Origin of the sequence: Sphingobacterium siyangense (assembly GCF_007830445.1) — a bacterium.
In the GTDB taxonomy this organism is placed as follows: domain Bacteria; phylum Bacteroidota; class Bacteroidia; order Sphingobacteriales; family Sphingobacteriaceae; genus Sphingobacterium; species Sphingobacterium siyangense.
In genome coordinates, this window is record NZ_VLKR01000002.1 from 260,873 (window position 1) to 281,867 (window position 20,995).

At 38.7% G+C, this 20,995-nt stretch carries 18 protein-coding genes; 12 read left to right on the forward strand and 6 right to left on the reverse strand.

Features of this window, described 5'->3' with window-relative positions; genetic code table 11:
• Positions 1-13 precede the first annotated feature (13 nt).
• Positions 14-1,192 carry a thiolase family protein gene (locus IQ31_RS03440; RefSeq protein ID WP_088162024.1) on the forward strand — a complete coding sequence of 393 codons (1,179 nt, stop codon included), beginning with the start codon at positions 14-16 and terminating at the stop codon, positions 1,190-1,192.
• A 123-nt stretch (positions 1,193-1,315) separates the two neighbouring features.
• Here the strand turns inward: IQ31_RS03440 and IQ31_RS03445 are convergent, their stop codons facing one another.
• On the reverse strand, positions 1,316-1,534 hold the full coding sequence (locus IQ31_RS03445; RefSeq protein WP_046672939.1) for a hypothetical protein: 219 nt from the start codon (positions 1,532-1,534) through the stop codon (positions 1,316-1,318).
• 304 nt (positions 1,535-1,838) lie between these two features.
• Here IQ31_RS03445 and IQ31_RS03450 point away from each other — a divergent pair, with 304 nt between their 5' ends.
• The 3 genes from IQ31_RS03450 (at position 1,839) to IQ31_RS03460 (ending at position 5,735) form a co-directional block, all read left to right on the forward strand.
• Complete coding sequence (locus IQ31_RS03450; protein ID WP_120332790.1) at positions 1,839-2,579, forward strand: histidine kinase; 741 nt, start codon at positions 1,839-1,841, stop codon at positions 2,577-2,579.
• Complete coding sequence (locus IQ31_RS03455; protein ID WP_075993168.1) at positions 2,569-3,291, forward strand: LytR/AlgR family response regulator transcription factor; 723 nt, start codon at positions 2,569-2,571, stop codon at positions 3,289-3,291. The genes IQ31_RS03450 and IQ31_RS03455 overlap by 11 nt, the downstream gene beginning before the upstream one ends.
• A gap of 176 nt (positions 3,292-3,467) precedes the next feature.
• Positions 3,468-5,735 (forward strand): cation:proton antiporter, encoded by a 2,268-nt coding sequence (locus IQ31_RS03460; protein ID WP_145327108.1) that lies wholly within the window; start codon positions 3,468-3,470, stop codon positions 5,733-5,735.
• A gap of 50 nt (positions 5,736-5,785) precedes the next feature.
• Here IQ31_RS03460 and IQ31_RS03465 read toward each other — a convergent pair whose 3' ends face one another.
• Together IQ31_RS03465 and IQ31_RS03470 are read right to left on the reverse strand one after the other, a co-directional pair.
• Positions 5,786-6,910, reverse strand: coding sequence for a DEAD/DEAH box helicase (locus IQ31_RS03465; RefSeq protein WP_145327109.1), 1,125 nt, complete (start codon positions 6,908-6,910; stop codon positions 5,786-5,788).
• Positions 6,911-7,097: 187 nt separating this feature from the next.
• Positions 7,098-7,289 (reverse strand): cold-shock protein, encoded by a 192-nt coding sequence (locus IQ31_RS03470; protein ID WP_046672944.1) that lies wholly within the window; start codon positions 7,287-7,289, stop codon positions 7,098-7,100.
• A gap of 563 nt (positions 7,290-7,852) precedes the next feature.
• On the opposite strand from IQ31_RS03470, the gene IQ31_RS03475 reads away from it, so the two are divergent.
• Entirely contained in the window at positions 7,853-9,136 is a 1,284-nt protein-coding gene (locus tag IQ31_RS03475; RefSeq protein ID WP_145327110.1) for a Gfo/Idh/MocA family protein, read from the forward strand.
• Positions 9,137-9,217: 81 nt separating this feature from the next.
• Here IQ31_RS03475 and IQ31_RS03480 read toward each other — a convergent pair whose 3' ends face one another.
• From IQ31_RS03480 to IQ31_RS03490, 3 genes are read right to left on the reverse strand one after another with little or no spacing between them, the layout of a single operon-like run.
• On the reverse strand, positions 9,218-9,835 hold the full coding sequence (locus tag IQ31_RS03480; RefSeq protein WP_088162017.1) for an alpha/beta hydrolase: 618 nt from the start codon (positions 9,833-9,835) through the stop codon (positions 9,218-9,220).
• Positions 9,836-9,858: 23 nt separating this feature from the next.
• Positions 9,859-10,215 (reverse strand): GNAT family N-acetyltransferase, encoded by a 357-nt coding sequence (locus IQ31_RS03485; protein ID WP_342212502.1) that lies wholly within the window; start codon positions 10,213-10,215, stop codon positions 9,859-9,861.
• Positions 10,197-11,123: a ring-cleaving dioxygenase gene (locus IQ31_RS03490; protein WP_088162016.1), complete on the reverse strand. Its 927-nt coding sequence runs from the start codon at positions 11,121-11,123 to the stop codon at positions 10,197-10,199. The genes IQ31_RS03485 and IQ31_RS03490 overlap by 19 nt, the downstream gene beginning before the upstream one ends.
• Positions 11,124-11,489: 366 nt before the next feature.
• Between IQ31_RS03490 and IQ31_RS03495 the strand changes: the two genes are divergently transcribed.
• The 7 genes from IQ31_RS03495 to IQ31_RS03525 all read left to right on the forward strand — a co-directional run bounded on the left by IQ31_RS03495 (position 11,490) and on the right by IQ31_RS03525 (position 20,994).
• Entirely contained in the window at positions 11,490-11,975 is a 486-nt protein-coding gene (locus IQ31_RS03495; protein WP_088162015.1) for a nuclear transport factor 2 family protein, read from the forward strand.
• A gap of 135 nt (positions 11,976-12,110) precedes the next feature.
• Complete coding sequence (locus IQ31_RS03500) at positions 12,111-12,935, forward strand: glycoside hydrolase family 16 protein (protein ID WP_145327111.1); 825 nt, start codon at positions 12,111-12,113, stop codon at positions 12,933-12,935.
• A gap of 164 nt (positions 12,936-13,099) precedes the next feature.
• Entirely contained in the window at positions 13,100-13,678 is a 579-nt protein-coding gene (locus IQ31_RS03505) for a helix-turn-helix domain-containing protein (protein ID WP_075994857.1), read from the forward strand.
• A gap of 184 nt (positions 13,679-13,862) precedes the next feature.
• Entirely contained in the window at positions 13,863-15,203 is a 1,341-nt protein-coding gene (locus tag IQ31_RS03510; protein ID WP_088162013.1) for a DUF5690 family protein, read from the forward strand.
• 32 nt (positions 15,204-15,235) lie between these two features.
• Positions 15,236-16,390: a TIGR03364 family FAD-dependent oxidoreductase gene (locus IQ31_RS03515; RefSeq protein ID WP_088162012.1), complete on the forward strand. Its 1,155-nt coding sequence runs from the start codon at positions 15,236-15,238 to the stop codon at positions 16,388-16,390.
• 322 nt (positions 16,391-16,712) lie between these two features.
• Positions 16,713-20,633 (forward strand): response regulator, encoded by a 3,921-nt coding sequence (locus IQ31_RS03520; protein ID WP_145327112.1) that lies wholly within the window; start codon positions 16,713-16,715, stop codon positions 20,631-20,633.
• Between the two features lie 4 nt (positions 20,634-20,637).
• On the forward strand, positions 20,638-20,994 hold the full coding sequence (locus IQ31_RS03525; protein WP_088162010.1) for a response regulator transcription factor: 357 nt from the start codon (positions 20,638-20,640) through the stop codon (positions 20,992-20,994).
• The last annotated feature ends 1 nt before the right edge of the window (position 20,995 follow it).

Here is a 20,995-nt window from a genome sequence, read left to right on the forward strand (position 1 = left end):
AACTTTTTATATCATGTCAAAGAGTGTATTTATCGTTGCAGCGAAACGCACACCAATTGGAAGTTTTGGTGGTGCCTTGTCATCTATTTCGGCGCCAAGTCTTGCGGCCCAGGTTGTTGGGGCTGTAGTTGATGAGGCGGGTATTTCCCGCGATATAGTGGATGAGATTATTATTGGTGCTGTTTTGCAAGCTGATTTGGGACAAGCGCCTGCCCGGCAGGTAGCCCGGTTAGCAGGTTTGTCGGATCATACCGCTGCAACGACCCTTAATAAAGTATGTGCTAGTGGAATGAAAGCAATAGCTGTTGCTGCGCAAAGCATTCTATTGGGAGATGCTGATATAGTGATTGCTGGTGGGATGGAGAGCATGAGTAGGGTGCCATATTATACGAATAGTATGCGTTGGGGAGCCAAATTTGGAGCTCAGAGTCTGGTTGATGGTTTACAACGTGATGGTTTGAGCGATGCTTATTCGAATGATGCAATGGGAATGTTTGCAGAGTTGTGTGCCGAGAAATATCATATTGGCCGTGAAGAACAGGATGCTTATGCGATAAGTTCCTATAAAAGAAGCCTGGACGCTTGGCAAAAAAATAAGTTTTTAAACGAGGTTCAACCTATAACGATACAAAGTCGTAAAGGAGATGTCGTCGTTTCGCGCGACGAAGAGTTTTCGCAGGTCAATTTTGATAAGATACCCGAGCTTAAGCCTGCCTTTAAAAAAGAGGGGACTGTAACTGCCGCAAATGCATCGACAATAAGTGATGGGGCTGCTGCGGTGCTGCTCATATCTGGCGAGAAATTGGAAGAACTTGGACTTGTCCCCTTAGCAGAGATTATTGCTTATGCTGATGCTGAACAGGCTCCGGAATGGTTTACGACTACACCAAGTGTAGCCACGGAAAAGGTGTTAAAAAAAGCGGGATTGACACTAGAAGACATTGATTATTTTGAATATAATGAAGCTTTTTCCGTGGTGGCTTTGGTGAATGCACAAATTTTGGGTTTACCCATGAACAAAGTAAATGTTTATGGAGGAGCGGTATCTTTGGGGCACCCATTGGGATGTTCGGGCGCTAGAATTGTTGTAACACTAAGCAGCATCTTAAGACAGGAGGGGGGATCAGTAGGGCTGGCAGCGATATGCAATGGTGGCGGTGGTGCCTCTGCAATGATTATTAAAAAGATTTGATGCTTCTTCCAGATAAGATTGCTTTAATTTTATCTGGAAGAAGCTCACGCTTATTGAATTCGGGTGTTTTTAACCACATAGCTTCCTGGAAACTTATTTTATTTGCTATACAAGGTCGTACTTCTACTCCTCATATAGACGGCTTGCCTCGACTCCATGGAGCGCCAGTTCTGATTCGATTTCCGTTGGGTTGAGTCGAATGCCTTCTATGGTTAACAGATTATAAATAGAATCCAAGTCGATCTTCCATTCGTGGATGCCATTCAGTTTTTCAACAGCTTGTTTGATTTTGTCTACAAGACTGGGATGTTGTGCATTAGTTTCGAAAATGAGCTTTTCCATAGTGTTTCATATTAGGCCTGATTAAAAATCAGGCGGGTTTAACCAAAATAGCGTAGACAATCATTTGATCGGCTAATTACAATAGTCTCAATATAAGGATAATAATCTTAAATTAATGCTTTGAAATGACTAAATTGTAATGAAACTGTTAATTTTTGTAATAAATATATGGAAATTTTATAGTCGTTAGATTGCCTTTAAAACACCGGATTTCATTTTATTGTAATCGAACAAGTCTATATGTGGATTTCGGATTTTCTAATACGACGTTTTCATTGGTATAGAAATTTTAAGTAAGTTTGAAATGAACATGACGACTGAGACCTCGAATATAATCATCCTGTTATTGCTGGCAATTGTTGCTTTAATATCGGGTTTGTACCTCTTGTTAAGACAAAAATATAGGAAACTTGAGGTAGAAAATAAACGACAAAAGGAGCTTTTTAATCGTATGGACAATCAGAAGATTGACGATTTCCATCGGGCCCAATTAAATCCCCACTTGCTTAAAAATTCATTGAACGGAATACTTTCACATGCCTATCAAACCTATTACACCATGGATAAGTTGGCTATGGTATTGGACTACGTTTTGTATGAAAGTGAAGATGAACTCGTTTCACCTAAAGCAGAGATTGAGTTTGCGCGTAATCTCATTGAGATTAATAAGGTAAAACTGAGTCCCTTATTTGATATACGCGTTAAGTTTGATATTGATGAACTAAATAGTTCCTTGTTGAATACACCTTCATTGGTCCCTTTGATGTCTGTGGATTTAATTGAAAACGCATTTAAACATGCAGATTTCCATGGCCCTGATTCTTTTATTTCTATCATGCTGACCTTTAAGAATGGTTTGCTGGAGCTCATTGTGAGCAATCGAATTTCAAAACGTTCGCCCCTACAAAAGGCCAAAAGTGGAATAGGCAGCAAAACGTTGGAAGAGCGGCTCATGTTGTATTATCCAGGTAGACATCAACTGCGCAGGTTTGTAGAAAATGATGTATATAGTGCCCACCTTCAAATCAGATTGTATGCGGATTGAAAGAAGTTTGAAATGTGTTCTTCTGGATGATGAAATACCAAGCTTGAGGTTCTTGAAAATGCTCTGTGAGCAAATTCCAGGGGTAGAGGTGGTGAAAACCTTTAATGAACCAGCAGCATTGTTGAGAGAATACCGTTCACTAAGTTTTGATTTTTGTATTCTGGATATTGAAATGCCGGAATTTAATGGATTTGATGTAGCCAGAGAACTCAAGGATTTTCCGATTGTGTTTTCTACCGCATATAAACAATATGCGAGCGATGCTTTTGATATTAATGCTGTAGATTACATGCGTAAACCAATATCTCTGCAACGTCTTCAGCAGGCCATTATGAAAGTAGAACAAATAATCAATAATAAAGCTGAAATTGTCTCGTTTGCACAGTTTAATACGAATAAAGGAAAAACGGTATTGTATTTCGATCAGATTAACTATGTTCAAATAGCTGAAGTAGACAGCCGTGATAAAACAGTTTATTTGGCTGATGGTTCGTTCATTTTGTTGAAAAATATAAGCTTCGATAAGTTGATGGAGATTTTGCCTGAGCATGACTTTATACGCATCAATAAAAAAGAGATCATTGCAACCAAGATCGTTAAATTTTTCTCCGCTGATCAAATAACAAGCAACTTGTTTGACGAACAAGATATGCCTCTTTTGTTTAATTTGGGGGAATCGTACAAGAAAATGTTTTTCGAGAAATTCAGTTGATTACATTTTTTTTTTGTTTCATTACATATTTCCTTCCACCTAGCAGCTGAAAAGCACTAAAACTCTTACAGAATTATATTTTTGTTGAGACTGTATTTTATCCCTCCTTGTTTAGAGAATATTGGTTGGGACTTAGTATGCTATTGTCATTATATTTATTTTAATTGCTATTGAAGATGAGGAAATATAAGAATACAATTTTCTATGTAGTTTTAGTTGGTACATTACTTGGGGTGATGTATTGGGTGATTCATTTGGGGGCACAGCTAGAGGCTCCAGAACTACTGCGTGGGGAGAAAACAAGTCAAGGTGCCTGGAAGGATTTTACATCAACTTTATTTCATAGTCTGCAGCATCCGCTAGCGATATTATTGGCTCAAATCGTGACGATCATTATCGCGGCACGTATTATGGGCTGGATTTGCATTAAGATTAAGCAGCCTGTGGTAATCGGAGAGATGCTCGCAGGTATCATATTGGGACCATCATTGCTGGGGCTCTATTTTCCTGAATTTTCGCATACACTTTTTCCTGTAGAATCGCTCAGTAATTTGCAGTTTTTGAGTCAAATTGGGCTAATCTTATTTATGTTTATCATTGGAATGGAGCTGGATCTGAATGTGCTGCGAAATAAAGCGCATGATGCTGTTGTCATTTCTCATGCAAGCATTGTGATCCCATTTACGTTGGGAATTTCATTGGCTTATTTTTTATACCTATTCCATCCACCTACAAATGTAGAGTTTCTATCCTATAGCTTGTTTATTGGTATTTCCATGAGTATCACAGCATTTCCTGTCCTTGCCAGAATTATACAAGAAAGAGGATTGCAAAAAAGTAAGCTAGGTGCAATGGCGATTACCTGCGCGGCTGCAGACGACATTACGGCTTGGTGTATACTCGCTGTCGTAATTGCAATCGTCAAAGCCGGTGATTTTGCCAGTGCGTTGTATACAATAGGGCTTGCTGTTGCTTATGTGCTCATTATGATTAAGATCGTGCGCCCATTTTTGATGCGCGTAGGAGAGGTGAAAGGTAGTAAGGAAGCTTTGAGTAAACCTGTTGTTGCTATTTTCTTTATTGTGCTGTTATTGTCTGCTTATGCAACCGAAGTAATCGGTATCCATGCACTTTTTGGTGCATTTATGGCGGGAGCAATCATGCCCGAAGGAAGTCGATTCCGAACAGCATTCATCGAAAAAATCGAAGATGTCTCTACTTTGTTATTGTTGCCTTTATTTTTTGTCTATACTGGACTGCGTACGCAGATCGGTCTACTTAATGATCCTCAGTTATGGATGATTACCATTGGTATTATTTTGGTCGCGGTTATTGGGAAATTTGCAGGTAGTACGTTGGCGGCGCGTTTTGTCGGTCAAAGCTGGAAAGATAGTTTGAGTATCGGCGCGTTAATGAATACGCGGGGTTTGATGGAACTTATCGTCCTCAATATTGGATACGATCTTGGCGTTTTAAGTGCTGAATTATTTTCGATGATGGTCGTTATGGCCTTAGTGACCACCTTTATGACAGGGCCATCCTTAGATCTTATCAATTTTCTCTATCGACCAAAGAAGAGTTTATTGCAGGAAGATATCCAGGATAAATCGAAATTTAAGATTCTATTGTCTTTTGCGAAAAGTAATACTGGGATTTCGCTACTGTATCTAGCGGATGCTTTAACGTTGAAATCGAAAAAGAATGCTGAGATTACTGCATTACATATTGAACCTTCAAACGAATTACATCATTATGAGGTGGAAACCCAGGAACTGGATAGTTTTCGTGAAATCAAGCAGGTCGCTCAGCAACTCGAACAGCCTATTCAGACAGTATTTAAAATTTCTAGTGATATCGATAGTGAGATTGTTCAAACTTCCAATGAACGCGATCAGGATTTATTACTTTTGGGTGTCAGCGAATCCATCTATGAGGGGAGTTTATTGGGGCGATTTTTAGATTTTACTACGCGGATTGTAAATCCTGAAAAGTTATTCCATACGGTTACAAATGCCGAGTCTCCCTTTACGACATTTGATAGAAATCAGCAGATCAACGCCAAAGTGAATGCAATGGTAGGCATTTTAATTGATAAAGACTTTGTGAAGGCGAAGCGAGTGATCGTTCCTGTTGTTTTGAAAAATGATGAATTTCTATGTGAAATCATACAGCGCCTTATTCAGCATTCGGATGCTCAGATCATCGTGTGGGATCTGAATCAAGTGCTGAAAACCAATGAAAGCTTCAAGGAGAAATTGAGGCAATTGGAACAACTTGTTCCCAACCATCTCACAATAACGGAAAAAGAGTTAAACAGTGATACCTGGCGGGACCATGACTTAATGTTGATCAGCCTGCCCAGCTGGAACAAAATTGTCAATAAAAAAGTACATTGGCTTCCTTTTACGCCATCTACACTGTTGATGGCGGATCGCAAACCATAAATAAAACGTAAAAAGCCCCTAGGGGCTTTTACTTAAGGTGTTATCAAGATCTAATTATTGATCTTTTCTATCTTGATTTTTAGTCCGATCAATTTTTCGATATCAGCCAAATACGGTCTTTCTTCTACATCGCAAAAAGAGATGGCTTTTCCTTCCTGACCAGCTCTTCCTGTTCTACCAATGCGATGAACATAGGTTTCCGGTACATTTGGGAGATCATAATTAATCACAAGCGGTAGTTGTTCGATATCGATTCCTCTTGCTGCAATATCGGTAGCGATCAAAATTTTAAGATGACTGTCCTTAAATTCACCTAAAGCTTTTTGTCTTGCATTTTGCGATTTATTTCCGTGAATGGCCGCTGCTCTCAAGCCATTTTTTGCAAGCAACTTGACGATTTTATCCGCTCCGTGTTTTGTTCGGGAGAATACAATGGTGCGCTCATGCTTCAGCTTTTTTAATATGCTCGTCAATAATTTGATCTTCTCCTTCTTTTCAACAAAAAATACAGATTGATTTACTTTCTCGGCTGTTGAGCTTACCGGGGTGACGTCAACTTCAATAGGCTTGTGTAATATGCCATGCGCGAATTTACGGATATTAGGAGGCATTGTCGCCGAGAAGAATAATGTCTGTCGCTTTGAAGGAACCTTGGCGAGGATCTTCTTGATGTCATGAATAAAGCCCATGTCCAGCATGTTGTCCGCCTCGTCTAATATCAAGATCTCGATTTTATCTAGAGAAACTATCTTTTGATTCATTAAATCCAGTAAGCGGCCTGGGGTAGCAACAAGAATATCAATACCTTTTTTAATTTCTTTAACTTGCTTTTCTTGGCTTACTCCACCAAAAATAGTGCAATAGTTTAGTTTTAGATATTTTCGGTATAAGTTGATATTGTCTCCAATTTGAATGGCTAGTTCACGTGTTGGTGTAAGAATCAAAGCTCTAATGGGAACGAGTTTACCTGATGTCTTAGTTTCTTCAAGACGTTGTAAAAGCGGAAGTGCAAAAGCGGCCGTTTTACCGGTTCCCGTTTGTGCACAGCCAATAAGATCGTTTCCTTGCAATACAATTGGAATGGCTTTTTGTTGAATTGCAGTAGGGTGTGTATAGCCTGTTTCTGTTATTGCTTTTAAAAGCGGAGCGATTAAACTGAGTTGTTTAAATTCCATAAATAGTATGTTCGAATTTGTCTTAAATAAAACCTTTGAGAATCCTTTTTATGCTTTTTATTTGAAAACTAAAAGTCTTCAACGGAAAAGTAAAAGATTGCTAAAAAATTGTAAAGGAAGAATAGGAAAAAGAAATGGGATAAGTCATTAAGAATTACCCCATTAACAAGAAAGTGTATTTTTTGGATTACGCCAATTTTACATTTGTAGCGCTGATCCCCTTTGGAGTTCTTTCTACATCATAAGTAACAACGTCGCCTTCAGATACTTGGTTTTTAAGCGCAGAAACGTGTACGAAAACATCTGCACTACCATCCTCTGGTGTAATAAAACCAAAACCTTTAGTTTCATTGAAAAATTTAATTTTACCTGTATTCATTATTTTTAATTAAGTGCGGCAAGGTAGGCATAATAAATGATTAATCTTTTATTTTTTTTAATGAATTATAAAATGGGTTGTGTAACTGAGCGTTTTTTTGAACGAGATGTTGATTGAAACAGCGTTAGAAGGAGGAATTTATCGAACAAAAATGTATAATAAAACACGATCTCGCCAACCAATGTAACATGGTCAACTCATGATGCTGTTGTTAATGGTATTATTAATTATTTAGATAAATATTTTTTCTAAATGTTTGTTCTTAGTGAAATTAGTAGTAACTTCAACCGCCCCTCCCAAGGGCATGTTTTTCATAGGTAGATGTATGGTCGAGTGATTCTAACTCGACCATTTTTTGATAGGGGTACGCTAGGTTTGTCTATATATATTTTACAATGCTTTTTGCGAGCACCTAGATTCATTTTTGTATTTTCATCGAAGCAATTTGTTTTTAATAATAAAGAAAGCATTCTTATTTAGGGCATTCATCTAAGCATATGTATTCTGTTCGTTTTGACAATTTAGATGATATCCAGTAAAAACAAAACTTAAACCAATATCCAATGAATAGAAAAGATTTTATCAAAACGTCCACTGTTTTAGCTGCATCGTCATTTTTCTTAAATGCTAAAGGTTCAAACTTTTTAGATCGATCCATCCGGGTTGGATTAATTGGTGTAAATGGTATGGGCTGGTCTGATTTGAATGCATTGTTAAAGAATGATGGCTTGGTGTGTACTGCTCTTTGTGATGTGGATGAAAATATTCTTAAAAAGAGAGCAGAAGAACTTCAAAAAAGAAATATACAGGTCGAAACGTTTGTAGATTATAAGAAGATGCTCAATAGCTCGATTGTGGATGCGGTCATTATTGCAACTCCGGATCATTGGCATTGCCTGCAACTGGTAGATGCCGTAAATGCTGGAAAGCATGTATATGTCGAAAAGCCCATCGGTAACTCCATTGTTGAATGTCAATTAATGGTTCAGGCAGCAAAAAAGAATAAGGCTATTGTACAAGTCGGGCAATGGCAAAGAAGTCAGCAACATTTTAAGGACGCCATTGATTTTGTTCATTCCGGTAAATTGGGCAAAATAAGATTGGTAAAAGCTTGGTCTTATCAAGGGTGGAAAAGTGCTATTCCCATCGTGCCCGATGAACCGGTTCCTGCAGGTGTACATTATACGGAATGGCTAGGTCCGGCACAAAAAAGACCATTTAATTCGAATCGATTCCATTTTAATTTTCGATGGTTTTGGGACTATGCAGGAGGTTTGATGACAGATTGGGGTGTGCATATGTTGGATTATGCTTTACTTGGGATGAAGGTTTCTAATCCAAAATCTATTATGGCCTCAGGAGGTAAGTTTGCGTTCCCGGACGATGCAGGCCAAACACCTGATACGATGACTGCTGTGTACGAGTTTGATGGCTTCAATATTCAATGGGAACATGCCAAAGGAATTGATCTCGGACCTTATAACCGCAATCACGGTGTCGCATTTATTGGTAACAATGGTACGCTGGTCTTGAACAGGTCGGGCTGGGAGGTCATTCCAGAAAAAGGAAGGATGGAAGCGGTCTCTATCCAACCTTCTTTAGATAACGGACTGGACAAACATATGGAAAATTTTGTAGCATCCATTCGCCAACGTAATCCACAAGTACTTCATGCACCAATTGAAGTGGGGGCACACATTGCCATCTTTTCTCAGCTCGGAAATATAGCATTCAGAACTGGACAAAAACTCTATTGGGATAAAGATAAACAGCATTTTACCGATCAGAAAGCAAATAAATACTTAGCTTCGGTTTATCATAACGGCTATAAATACCCAAAAGTATAATGCTTAAAATTGGTTGTTGATTAATTATTATAATCAACAACCAATGGATTATTCCTTACTGATTATTCACTCCTTTATTTCTTAAAGAACAAATTCATTTGCAAGATCGATCTCCTCGCGATTGATGGAGTGCCCCGCGTTTTGATATACCATGAGCTTTACATTGGCATTCATTTGTGCTAATATGGATACTGTAGCTTCAACGCGTTCAAGAGGAACATGGAAATCAGGATTGCTAGTGCCAATAAAAATAGGCGTTTGTGCGAAGTCACCGGTGTAATTATCCCTGTTAATTTCTTCGCCTATTACTCCGCCAATAATTGCTATAGCGCCACCATAGCGCTGCCCATGCCGTGCAAGATATTCTAGTGTTAAACAGGCACCCTGAGAAAAACCAAAAAAATAGATATTTTCGGCGAGGATCCCATTGTCTAAAGCTAGTTTAACTGTATGATCGATCAGATCAATTGCGGAACTCAACCAGGGCTCGTTCTCATGTACGGGAGCAATAAAAGAATAGGGGTACCAAGTGTGATTTTCTGCCTGCGGTGCAAGTAGTGCAAAATTATCGACATGAAGATAGGATGACATGCCAAGGATGTCTTCTGCACTCCCCCCACGACCATGGATCATGACAATGGCTTTTTCTGCCTGTTCTAAATTTTTACCAGCTGTTTTAATATTTATTGAATGACTCATTTTATGCTTTCATGTAGGGTAGTTTATACCGTTTTTTTAAACCAAACGTCTTGATATAGTTCTGGATGACGATGAAACTGCGCATTTACATAAGGACATAATGGAACAATTTTCATGTTGTTTTCGCGCGCATGAGATACCAATTTCTCGAGTAGTATTTTTGCAAATCCTCTTCCCTCATAGGCTTCGTCCACCTCTGTATGGTAAACAACGAGATTACCGTCAATGATAGCGATACTCATCAAACCTGCTTTGCGTTCATCGGAGAATAATTGAAGCTCTCCACGTTGATTTTTGTCTAATACAATTTCAGTTCTTTCCATAATTTCCTCGTTTGTATAATGATGTTTATATAATTTAATTAATCGATTTTTGGCAATGTCTGTTCAATCTGCGAACGGTAGTTTTCATATTGCTTCGGCAATTTGAGTGCCGATCCTAAGCTGGATAGTGGTTCGTCTACCGTAAATCCGGGATTGTCTGTCGCGATTTCAAATAAGACACCACCAGGTTCACGAAAATAGAGTGAGAAAAAGTAATCTCGATCTATTTTTGGTGTGATATCTAGCCCTGCTGAAAGTACCTTTTCACGATACTCCATCAAAACATTGTCGTCCTTTACCCGAAATGCGACATGATGGTTTGTACCGGCTGCATTTTTGCCGTATGGTAGATTTTTATCCGCTATTATGTCAACGCTATTAGCCGTATCAATGCTATCCGTTGTTAACCTATAACGATTATCATGCTGTTGTTGGAGCGAATAACCCAAAATATCGGTCAATACTTTTAGCGTCGGATCTGCTTCTTTTAAAGAAAGCGTGATATTATGGAAGCCTTTTAGTGCATGTTCGCTATTGATGTCAGTCGTTGTCCATGCCTTTCTATTATCTTTCGTTTCAATAAACTGAAGCTGCAATCCATCAGGATCATTAAATGAAATTAGCTTCTCTCCAAAAATTTCACTTTCCTGTAAACTAATCTGATGTTCCCCTAAGCGATTTTTCCAAAAATCCAAACTCCCTTGAGGTACGGCATAGCCAATATGAGTCGCCATTCCTGCTCCTGCGGTACCTTTTCCGATACCTTCCCATGGGAAAAAAGTGAGGATCGTTCCGGGGTCCCCCTGTTCATTGCCGAAGTAGAAGTGGTAGGTGCCAGGGTCGTCGAAATTAACTGTTTTTTTGACAAGGCGTACACCCAGTACTTTCGTGTAAAAATCGAGATTTCGCTTTGCGTTGTCTGCTATCGCAGTAATGTGGTGTAACCCTAATATTTTATTTTCCATATCTGATAATTTTATTTTCTTAACTAATGTAAAGTTACGCCGACCAACAGGGAATTTTATTGAACTAGATTAATAAAAGCTATAATTGACATTTTTGTTTTTTAGGGAATAGTGATTTTCGAAAATATATAAAAAAACACCTGAAGTTGGGGACTTCAGGTGTTTAACCTAACCAATTATTAACCTAAATTTATGAAATGTATATTTCTGAATATTATACTACAACATCAAATCCAATTATCATGCCACTATTTAATAGTGTAAATGAACTCAGATAAAAGCGTTATATATTGTATAATTTAGGTAAATTGGATTGTACTAATATGAGGTGGGAATTGAAGACTTCAATTAAAAATAGATTTAAAGATGAAAAATAGAACAATGGTTAAGGTCATCACTTTCTCTGTTTTATTGCTAACGCTGGGTTGTCAGCAGCCGCAGACAAATGAATCAAAGGAGGCTGCACAAAAACAACTTGACGAAAACAAAGAGAATAAAAGAATCGTTTTAGATTTTTATCAGCAAATGTTTGGTGATAAGGATGTCTCTGCAGTTGATAAGTACATTTCCCCTCAGTATATCCAACATAATCCCTCTGTTGCGGATGGAGCGGCAGCATTTAAGCTCGCTGCAGCGAAATGGTTTGAAGGACAACCTAAAACAAGGATTGATGTGCAACACATTGCTTCGGATGGAGATTTGGTCTTCATACACCTAAAGAATAAGAATCCAGATGGTAGTCTTAAATCGACTATTGATATATTCAGGCTGGAAAAAGGTAAAATTGTGGAGCATTGGGATGCACAGCAAGATGTGCCTAAAAATGCAGCAAACGCACATCCTATGTTTTAGGGATAGCAATAAATCGCATTTCCTTTTTCCTCTGCGTTTTAGTCCCTCTTAATTGTTCGGGAATCTATCAGGTATGGTAAATTATGTCTAAATTTAGGCCTAACTCATTTTTTTCGCAAACCATTAATGTTAATCATGAAAAGAGTCTTCGGCCTAAGTTATTTTTATCTGTTGTTTTCTGCATGTAGTGTGCATTATCGTCCGAAAGATCATCCGTATGTATATGTTCAAAAGAAAGATCGAGAGGTTAAGGAATGGAAGCTAGTATGGGAAGAGCACTTTAATTCCCCTAAGCTAGATAGTAGTAAATGGTCCCGGATTCCAGCGGGAGGAGCTGATTGGAACCGGCATATGAGTATGGATGATGCCTGTTTTGGATGGGAAAATGGTGAGTTAATTCTTAAAGGAATAAAAAATACAGACAAAAATAAAGATTCAAGACTATTTTTGACAGGTGGGATATGGAGTAAGGGAAAGTTTGCTTTTCAGTACGGACGCATAGAAATCCGAGCTAAACTTGGAAGTGCAAAAGGGGCATGGCCTGCCATGTGGATGCTGGCGGAGTTAGATAAGTATGGGAAGTATCCGAGAAATGGTGAAATTGATATTATGGAACATCTTAATTTTGATCATATCATTTACCAGACAACACATTCATACTATACCTTAGATCTGGGGCAAAAGGAGAATCCCAAACATTTTGGTACCGCTTCGATCAAATCAGAAGAGTACAATACATATGGTATAAGCTGGTATCCCGATCGTATCGTATTTCAGTTGAATGGTGTTGACACCTTTACTTATCCAAGAGTTAATGGGGTAGATCCTTCTCAGTGGCCTTATGATCAGCCCTTTTATCTATTGATTGATCAACAGTTGGGCGGGAGCTGGGTTGGTGAGGTAAATCAAGACCAACTGCCTGTTGAGATGCGTGTTCACTGGGTTAAAGTTTACCAATAGTGCTTACCAATTCTGAGAGGGATAAGAGACGAAAAAAATCGCCTATTAATGAACTGCAGTTTTCTGATAACAGTTAAATATCCTAATTTTAGAGGTGACCTATGATTAGGTGACAAAAACTTAATATACACGACATAGGAAAAATGTTTACTTTTGGCCAAATTATGGAAGATAATACGATATTCAAGATTAGCAATAAGATTAAGGAAATTCGAAAAGAAAAAGGAATTACCATACAGGAAGTTGCTGATAGAGCGGGGGTAAGCAAGGGACTTATTTCGCAGATTGAAAATAACAGAACAATACCCTCCCTACTGGTATTGATTAATATCATCAATGCACTGAATATTGATCTTAATGAGTTTTTTAAAGATTTTAATTCTGAATTGGATTCAGGCCCCGTGGTCGTTCGGAAAAAAGATACTTATAGTCCGTTTGAAAAAGAGTCGGCTATTGGTTTCCATTATAAAAGGATTTTTACATCTGCGATGGATAGTTCGACCATGGACATTGTTCTTTTGGAGTTGCTTCCGGATGCACAACGACCAATGGTTGAGACCGAAGCTTATGAATATAAATATATCATTAGCGGGCAGGTTGAGTACATCTTCAATGATCAAAAAATTAGCTTAGAAGAGGGCGATTCGATCTTTTTTAATGGCCGATTGTCACATACACCGCGTAATGTTGGAAGTGAAAAGGCCGTCATGCTAATTGTATACTTTTTTGAAAATAAGAAATAGAGGATAACATGTTAATTGTCAGGGCATCATTGAATCATTCAGTGATGCTTTTTTTATTTTATACTTTTCGTATCGCAAAGGGATGCTTATATTTGTTTATAAATACTTAACAAAAGTTTAGTCTTGTGTTAATTTCCAAAATTTACTTTTGATTGCGGACAATGAGGTCTGTTAACAAGTTTAAATGATGGAGTTAAACCAACGAATAAAAAGACGCATAAATAGACTGGATGAGAAATCTGTGGCTATTGTTCTGGCTGTTACAGCATTTTTATGTTATACGAGTATGTATTCATTTAGAAAGTCATTTACGGCATCTGCTTTTGCAAATGATACTATTTTTGGTGTCGATTATAAAGTCTGTATGGTGGTCATTCAAATGCTGGGGTATTTGTTGTCCAAGTTTTATGGCATTAAATTTATCTCTGAAAGTAAACAGCGTAGTAGAGGGCGGTATTTGATCGGTTTGATTTGTATTTCATGGATAGGTCTTTTGGCATTTGCAGTTTGTCCGAGACCTTGGAATGTTGTCTTTCTTTTTATCAATGGTTTTCCATTGGGAATGGTTTGGGGTTTGGTATTTAGTTATTTAGAAGGAAGGCGGTTTACAGAGATTATGGGGGCAGTGATGTCTGTGAGCTTGATTTTCGCGTCAGGACTGATAAAAACGGTTGGGCGGTGGTTGATGTCTTCTTTTCATGTTAACGAGTTTTGGATGCCATTTTTGACGGGTTTACTGTTTTTTCTGCCCTTTGTTTTGTGTGTATGGGTATTGGAAAATGCTCCAGGGCCAACAGAAGAAGACAAGAAGCTCCGGACGGAGCGCATTGCGATGGATAGTAAAATGCGAAAACACTTTTTTAAAACCTTTATGCCGGGTATCGTTTTGACTATTATCGTTTATACGATGCTTACTATTTTACGTGATGTACGCGATAATTTTGAGGTTGAAATCTGGCAGATGTTACATGTGAAGGGGGCGGGCATTTTTGCAAAAGTTGATGGGACTATCTCCTTGATTGTACTGCTGCTGGTAAGTTGTCTAATCATGGTTAAAAATAATCTTAAAGCATTTAAGTTGATCCACTATATGATCATTATAGGTTTTCTGACTGCAGGTATTTCTACCTATTTGTTTACAAAACAATGGATTGACGGTTTAAGTTGGATGTTGCTCGTCGGTTTGGGCTTGTATATGGCATACATCCCTTACAATGCGATATTTTTTGAGCGAATGATCGCAACATATCGTATGAAAAGTAACATCGGCTTTGTTATGTATATGGCTGACTCAATCGGTTATTTGGGTAGTTTTCTGATATTGGTAAACAAAGAATTTATGCCAAATTCTGTCACTTGGGGGAATTACTTTATTCAATTGGTCTTTTTAGCCTCTATTATCGGAGCTATTTTGGGTATCTTCTCTCTACTCTATTTTATTCGAAAAAAAGAACAGATGAAAGGAAGTGATGATGAGTTGTTGGCTCCTTGGCATACCACAAAAGGAGAAGTGCAAATTAGTTAACTATACTTTTTTATGATATTCTATTTATAAAGATGAAAACAAATACATATGATTTAATTATTGTTGGGGGTGGGATTTTAGGGACCTTTCATGCCTATCATGCGTTACAAATGGGATTACGCGTGCTCCAACTCGAAAAAGATAATTTCCCCGTGGGATCTACTGTTCGTAATTTCGGACAGGTAGTGCCATCGGGGATGGCAGGCGAATGGTTTGATTATGGTGTGCGAGGACTTGAAATATATCAGTCTATTCAGAAAGAGATGGATATATCCGTTAGAAATAACGGCAGCATCTATATTGCTTCGGATAGTGATGAAGTTCAGGTGCTTCACGAGCTATCTAAGCACTATCAGGGAAAAGGATATGATCATGAACTTTGGTCAAAGGAGCAAGTTCTATTGCAATATCCCGTAATGAATGCTGATTATGTTAAAGAGGCTATCTTTTTTCCGCAGGAACTCAGTGTAGAGCCCGAGTCAATGATTAGACAGCTGCATATTTATATGCAAAATAAGTTTGTGGACTATACGTTGAAATACGATACGACAATTGTGGCCTGCGAGGATAAAAATAATGCTGTTGTTGTCACGAGCAGTACGCTAGAAAACTTTGAAGGGAAGAAATTGCTTATCTGTAATGGATACGAGTTTAAAATTTTATATCGTTCCTTGTTTGATAATAGCGGGCTTGAAATTAGCAAGCTGCAAATGATGCGTACAAAGCCTTTGGCTCATATTTATCTTCCTGGGAATATCTTAACTGGGTTGACCATTCGTCGATACGAGAGTTTTGAAGAATATTGCCCTTCGTTTCAAACAATTCCAATGCCTGATTACTACCAGGAGCTGCGCAATTATGGAATTCATATCCTATTTAAACAGGCCACGGATGGTAGTATTATTATCGGTGATTCGCATGAATATGCAACGGGAAACAGACTGGATGAACTGGGCTTCTCAGTAAGCTCCTATATCAATGAATTGATGATTGCGGAAGCCAACCGTATCATGCCAATGGACCGTACCTGGATTTCATCTTCTTGGGCAGGTTATTATTCGCAGCACAAAGATCATATTCTTGAAATCGACGTTAGCCCAAGAATACATGTTAGAACCGGTATTGGAGGGAAAGGAATGACAGCAAGTGCTGGCTATGCCGAACAGAGTATTGAAAAACTTTTTTAATTTAGACATATTGAAGAGCCCCGCTATCACATCTAGCGGGGCTCTTTCGTTTTTAAGCTATTTATTTGATCAGTTTGTACAGACTTCCTAAAACGTACAGTTTGTCTTTCTTAATAAGGTCAAGCTTTATAAAATTCAATTAGTAAATAACTAAATTATGAAGAGGATGTCTGGTAAATCTTTTTATTGCATCAACTAATTGACCAGTTGTTTGTTCTTTATAAAACATTATCTGATCAATATTTCCTTATTGTTTAGGCGTTAAATAATGTTTTTATTAACTTCACGGTCACAATAAACCAGATCTAAATATTAGAAGTGAATGGCAAATAATGTTTTTCCTGAAAATGAGTTAAGAAGGATAGAAAAATTAAAGTCCTATGAGTTAATGGGACTCGGGAAAGACCCTGAGCTGGATGTTTTTGCGCAGGCAGCCTGTCTGATTACAGATTGTCCTGCAGCTTTAATTGCCATGATGGAAGAAGAAACACAACGTATTCAAAGTTGCGTTGGGATGGAGCTGGATACCGTTGAAAGGAAGAATACGGTCTGTCAATACACCATAATGAGTAAGGAGGTCCTTGTTATTGAAGATACTTTTGAAGATTCACGCTCGTCTTCCAATCCATTGATTCGCGAAGGAAATATCCGTTTTTATGCCGGAGTTCCTCTTTTGGATGATGATGGTGATGCTCTTGGGACAATCTGTGTCATTGATTTCCATCCGAAAAAGCTTTCGGATAAACAAAAAGACTCGTTGGAGGAGCTTGGCAAGGCGGTGACCAAAATATTATTGGGGAAAAAACGAAAAGTACAGGCTGGTTATTTCTCCGAAATTTTTCACCTGACGAACAATATTATTTGTGTATTGGATGAGGCGCGCAAGGTAAAAGAAGTTAACCCTGCATTTAGTAAAGTCTTGGGATTGTCCAGATCGAATAGTTTAGGCAAATCTATTTTTACATTATTGGGGGACACTGAAAGGGAGTTAGTGTCGGACTTAGGTCGAGTTGAGGAAACAAAGTACGGCGTTCAATCTACGAGTAGGACTAAAATAGAAAATGGTCAAGTTGTCGAAATTGAATGGCATTTCAAATATGATCCGATAAATCATGATATTCTGGCCTTTGGCAGAAACGTAACAAAAGAGCGCGAAGAAAAACTCAAGTTGGAGAATTCCGAACGTAGATTTCGTAGCTTTTTTGAAAATGCGATTGGCCTCATGAGTATGCATGATTTGGACGGTAATATTCTATCCGTCAATGAAAAAGGAAGAGAGGTGTTGCGGTATGCCAAAGAAGAGGTAAAAGGACTTAACCTCAAGAAATTGGTTCCGTCTCATCATGTGGGTCTGGTTGAAGAATATCTCAAGCGCATTGCCAGCAATAAAGAGGATTCTGGAATGATGGTTCTCCAAACAAAAGATGGTGAAGATATTTCTTGGCTATACCACAATATGTTGGAGACGGATGAGAATGGACGATCTTATGTTGTCAGTACAGCCTTGAATATGACGGATCGATTGCGACTTGAAAATGATCTTTTGCATACCAAACAGATCCTGGAGCAGACCAATGCTGTCGCTCAGGTTGGCGGATGGGAGGTCAACTTAGTTGAAAACAAGGTCTATTGGTCCGAGTCCACGAAGCTAATTCATGGTGTGGCTTCTGATTTTACACCTGATTTTGAACATGCAATCGGATTTTATGAGCCGGAAAGCCAGGTTATTTTGCGTGAAATTTTTGAAGACGCCATTACATCAAGAACACCTTACGATACCGAATTGCGCCTATTAAAGCAAAATGGCGAATCAATTTGGGTACGGGTAAAAGGTATTCCCGAATTTGAAAACGATGTGTGTAAGCGTGTTTTTGGAATTATTCAGGATATCGATCAAAGTAAATCGCTATTCTTGGAGCTGGAACGCAAAGAATCGATGTTACGTGCGTTTGTGGATTATGTTCCTGCTTCGGTTGCTATGTTTGACCGAGACTTTAACTATATTTCGGTCAGTAATCAATGGTTAGAAGATTTTCACGAAGGGGTAAGCTTGCCGCCAAGTAGTAACTTTTTCAATATGTTTCCAAATATCCCAGAAAATAGAAAAAAAATCTACCTTGATGCGCTGGAGGGAATACCTTATAAGAATACGGATGAGGTCATACAGGCTGGCGGACTTGCCGAAGCGCAACATTTCAATTGGGAGGTAAGACCTTGGCATCTTGCTGATGGAAGTATAGGTGGGATCATTATTTTTACACAAAATATCACGGATTCGGTAAAAATAAATGATGAATTAAAGTTAGCGAAGGAACTGGCCGATCTGGCGAGTAGAGCAAAGTCCGAATTCCTCGCCAATATGAGTCACGAAATTCGAACGCCTTTAAACGGTGTGATCGGATTCTCCGATTTGTTGTTAAAAACACCATTAAATGATACACAGGTCCAATACCTCGGCTATATCAATGAATCAGGAAATAGCTTACTCAATATTATTAATGACATTTTAGACTTTTCAAAAATTGAATCGGGTAAACTCGAACTATTTGTTGATAAGTATAACGTATATGATGTAGCCAATCAGGTTATTAATGTTGTTCTCTATCAAGCACAACGAAAAGAAGTCGAACTGCTTTTGAACATTGAGCAGGGACTGCCGGCTTTTGTTTGGATTGATGAGGCACGTATTAAGCAAGTGCTGGTGAATTTATTAGGTAATGCAGTTAAGTTTACGGAAAAAGGCGAAATCGAATTTAAGATCAGTAAACTTCGCAATGATGAGAATAAATTAACCTTACGTTTTGCGGTTAGAGATACGGGGATAGGAATTCCGCCAGAGAAGCAACAACGCATCTTTGATGCCTTTACGCAAGAAGATAGCTCGGTAAGTAAACGATATGGGGGCACGGGACTCGGTTTGACCATCTCCAACAACCTCTTGAAATACATGGGAAGTAAATTGAATCTGGAAAGCGAACAGGGTGTCGGGTCGACGTTCTATTTTGATATCGAGGTCCGATGTGAAGAAATGGAGGATGAAGATACAGCTTTACCTTTAAATCGTGTCCTCGTTGTCGATGACAACGCTAATAATCGGATCATCCTGCAACATATGTTGGCCTATAAAAACGTCGAATCTGTCCTCGCAGAAAACGGCATGGAAGCCTTACAGTTGTTGATGAAAGGGGAACGTTTCGATGTTATTTTAATGGACTACCATATGCCGATCTTATCGGGCCTCGAAACAATAGAAAAAATCAAAGAACTCTTTAGAAAACAGGAAGAAGGTATCCCCTTGATTGTGTTGCACACTTCGTCAGAAGAGCATGAGGTGATTTCAGCATTTAGACAAGAAGAGCGGTCATTCTGTCTACTTAAGCCGATTAAATCCGAGGAACTGTATTCGACTTTAAGAAGGGCGATACAACAGAATAGGGAGGATGCAGTACAATTAAAGGCGAATGCAAACTTATCGTTATCATCGGATCCGTACGGTCAAGACGTTCAGGTGCTGTTGGCAGACGACAATGCCGTTAATATGGCCCTTAATTTACGCATGATGGCAAGTATAATGCCAGGGGCACTCTTAACCGAAGTTTCTGACGGAGCACAAGCCATTCATGCTTGCAAAGAAAAACAATTTGATTTTATTTTGATGGATGTTCAGATGCCCGAGGTCGATGGGATCGAAGCAACCAAACAGATCCGGCAAATGGCAGGTTATGCTGAAACACCTATTATCGGTGTTACCGCCGGTAATATTTCAGGCGAAAAAGAACGCTGTCTCGAAGCGGGGATGTCTGACTTTCTAGCTAAACCTATTCGGCAACAGGATTTATTCAAAGCCTTGGAAAAAGCGATGTTATCGGTGAAACCTAGTGCTGCCGAAGCTTCAGATCTGGAGGATTTGGATGAGCATTTGGATATGCAGCGCCTCGAAGAACAGGCGGGTGATGATCCTGCATTTTTAACCTTTTTTCTGGATTTGGTCGTTCGGGAAATCACGGGGTCCAGAAATCAGTTAAAGGAGGCAATTGATACAAACGATATTGTACGCATCAAAGAACTCCTTCATAAGTTACGGGGAACTTCATCGACAGCCGGACTGATCAAGTTGGCCCAAATGACCAAAGACTTGGAGACCAGCCCAACGATTGAAACTGAGCTCGCGACCGCTTTTGTGGCAATCGAACAAGAAATGGATATAGGATTGGAATTAATTACAAAAATCTTAAATAAATAATGATATGTTGATTTTAATAGCGGAAGACGACGAATTGATACTGCGTACTGTTGAACACAAATTAGTGAAAGAAGGACACGAAGTGGTGCTGACCAGAAATGGCCGTGAAGCCATCGAGAAGATTAATGAGCTAGATTTGGATTTAGTTGTAACGGATATTATGATGCCTTTTGCTTCTGGTATTGAAATTCTTTCGGCAATAAAGCGTATTGGAAAGAAAATCCCTGTCATCGTATTATCAAGTATGGGGCAAGAGGAGGTCGTGGTTGATGCATTTGATTTAGGCGCATCTGATTTTATGGTTAAGCCATTTAGTCCAAACGAACTGATTCTTAGAATAAAACGCCTAATAAATAAATAAA

Coding starts and splice junctions, on each gene's coding strand:
- IQ31_RS03445 (WP_046672939.1), bottom strand. CDS start 1,534: ATGGAAAAGCTCATTTTCGAAACTAATGCACAACATCCCAGTCTTGTA.
- IQ31_RS03515 (WP_088162012.1), top strand. CDS start 15,236: ATGAAAACAAATACATATGATTTAATTATTGTTGGGGGTGGGATTTTA.
- IQ31_RS03520 (WP_145327112.1), top strand. CDS start 16,713: ATGGCAAATAATGTTTTTCCTGAAAATGAGTTAAGAAGGATAGAAAAA.
- IQ31_RS03460 (WP_145327108.1), top strand. CDS start 3,468: ATGAGGAAATATAAGAATACAATTTTCTATGTAGTTTTAGTTGGTACA.
- IQ31_RS03455 (WP_075993168.1), top strand. CDS start 2,569: ATGCGGATTGAAAGAAGTTTGAAATGTGTTCTTCTGGATGATGAAATA.
- IQ31_RS03490 (WP_088162016.1), bottom strand. CDS start 11,123: ATGGAAAATAAAATATTAGGGTTACACCACATTACTGCGATAGCAGAC.
- IQ31_RS03505 (WP_075994857.1), top strand. CDS start 13,100: ATGGAAGATAATACGATATTCAAGATTAGCAATAAGATTAAGGAAATT.
- IQ31_RS03525 (WP_088162010.1), top strand. CDS start 20,638: ATGTTGATTTTAATAGCGGAAGACGACGAATTGATACTGCGTACTGTT.
- IQ31_RS03510 (WP_088162013.1), top strand. CDS start 13,863: ATGATGGAGTTAAACCAACGAATAAAAAGACGCATAAATAGACTGGAT.
- IQ31_RS03500 (WP_145327111.1), top strand. CDS start 12,111: ATGAAAAGAGTCTTCGGCCTAAGTTATTTTTATCTGTTGTTTTCTGCA.
- IQ31_RS03495 (WP_088162015.1), top strand. CDS start 11,490: ATGAAAAATAGAACAATGGTTAAGGTCATCACTTTCTCTGTTTTATTG.
- IQ31_RS03470 (WP_046672944.1), bottom strand. CDS start 7,289: ATGAATACAGGTAAAATTAAATTTTTCAATGAAACTAAAGGTTTTGGT.
- IQ31_RS03440 (WP_088162024.1), top strand. CDS start 14: ATGTCAAAGAGTGTATTTATCGTTGCAGCGAAACGCACACCAATTGGA.
- IQ31_RS03475 (WP_145327110.1), top strand. CDS start 7,853: ATGAATAGAAAAGATTTTATCAAAACGTCCACTGTTTTAGCTGCATCG.
- IQ31_RS03480 (WP_088162017.1), bottom strand. CDS start 9,835: ATGAGTCATTCAATAAATATTAAAACAGCTGGTAAAAATTTAGAACAG.
- IQ31_RS03465 (WP_145327109.1), bottom strand. CDS start 6,910: ATGGAATTTAAACAACTCAGTTTAATCGCTCCGCTTTTAAAAGCAATA.
- IQ31_RS03450 (WP_120332790.1), top strand. CDS start 1,839: ATGAACATGACGACTGAGACCTCGAATATAATCATCCTGTTATTGCTG.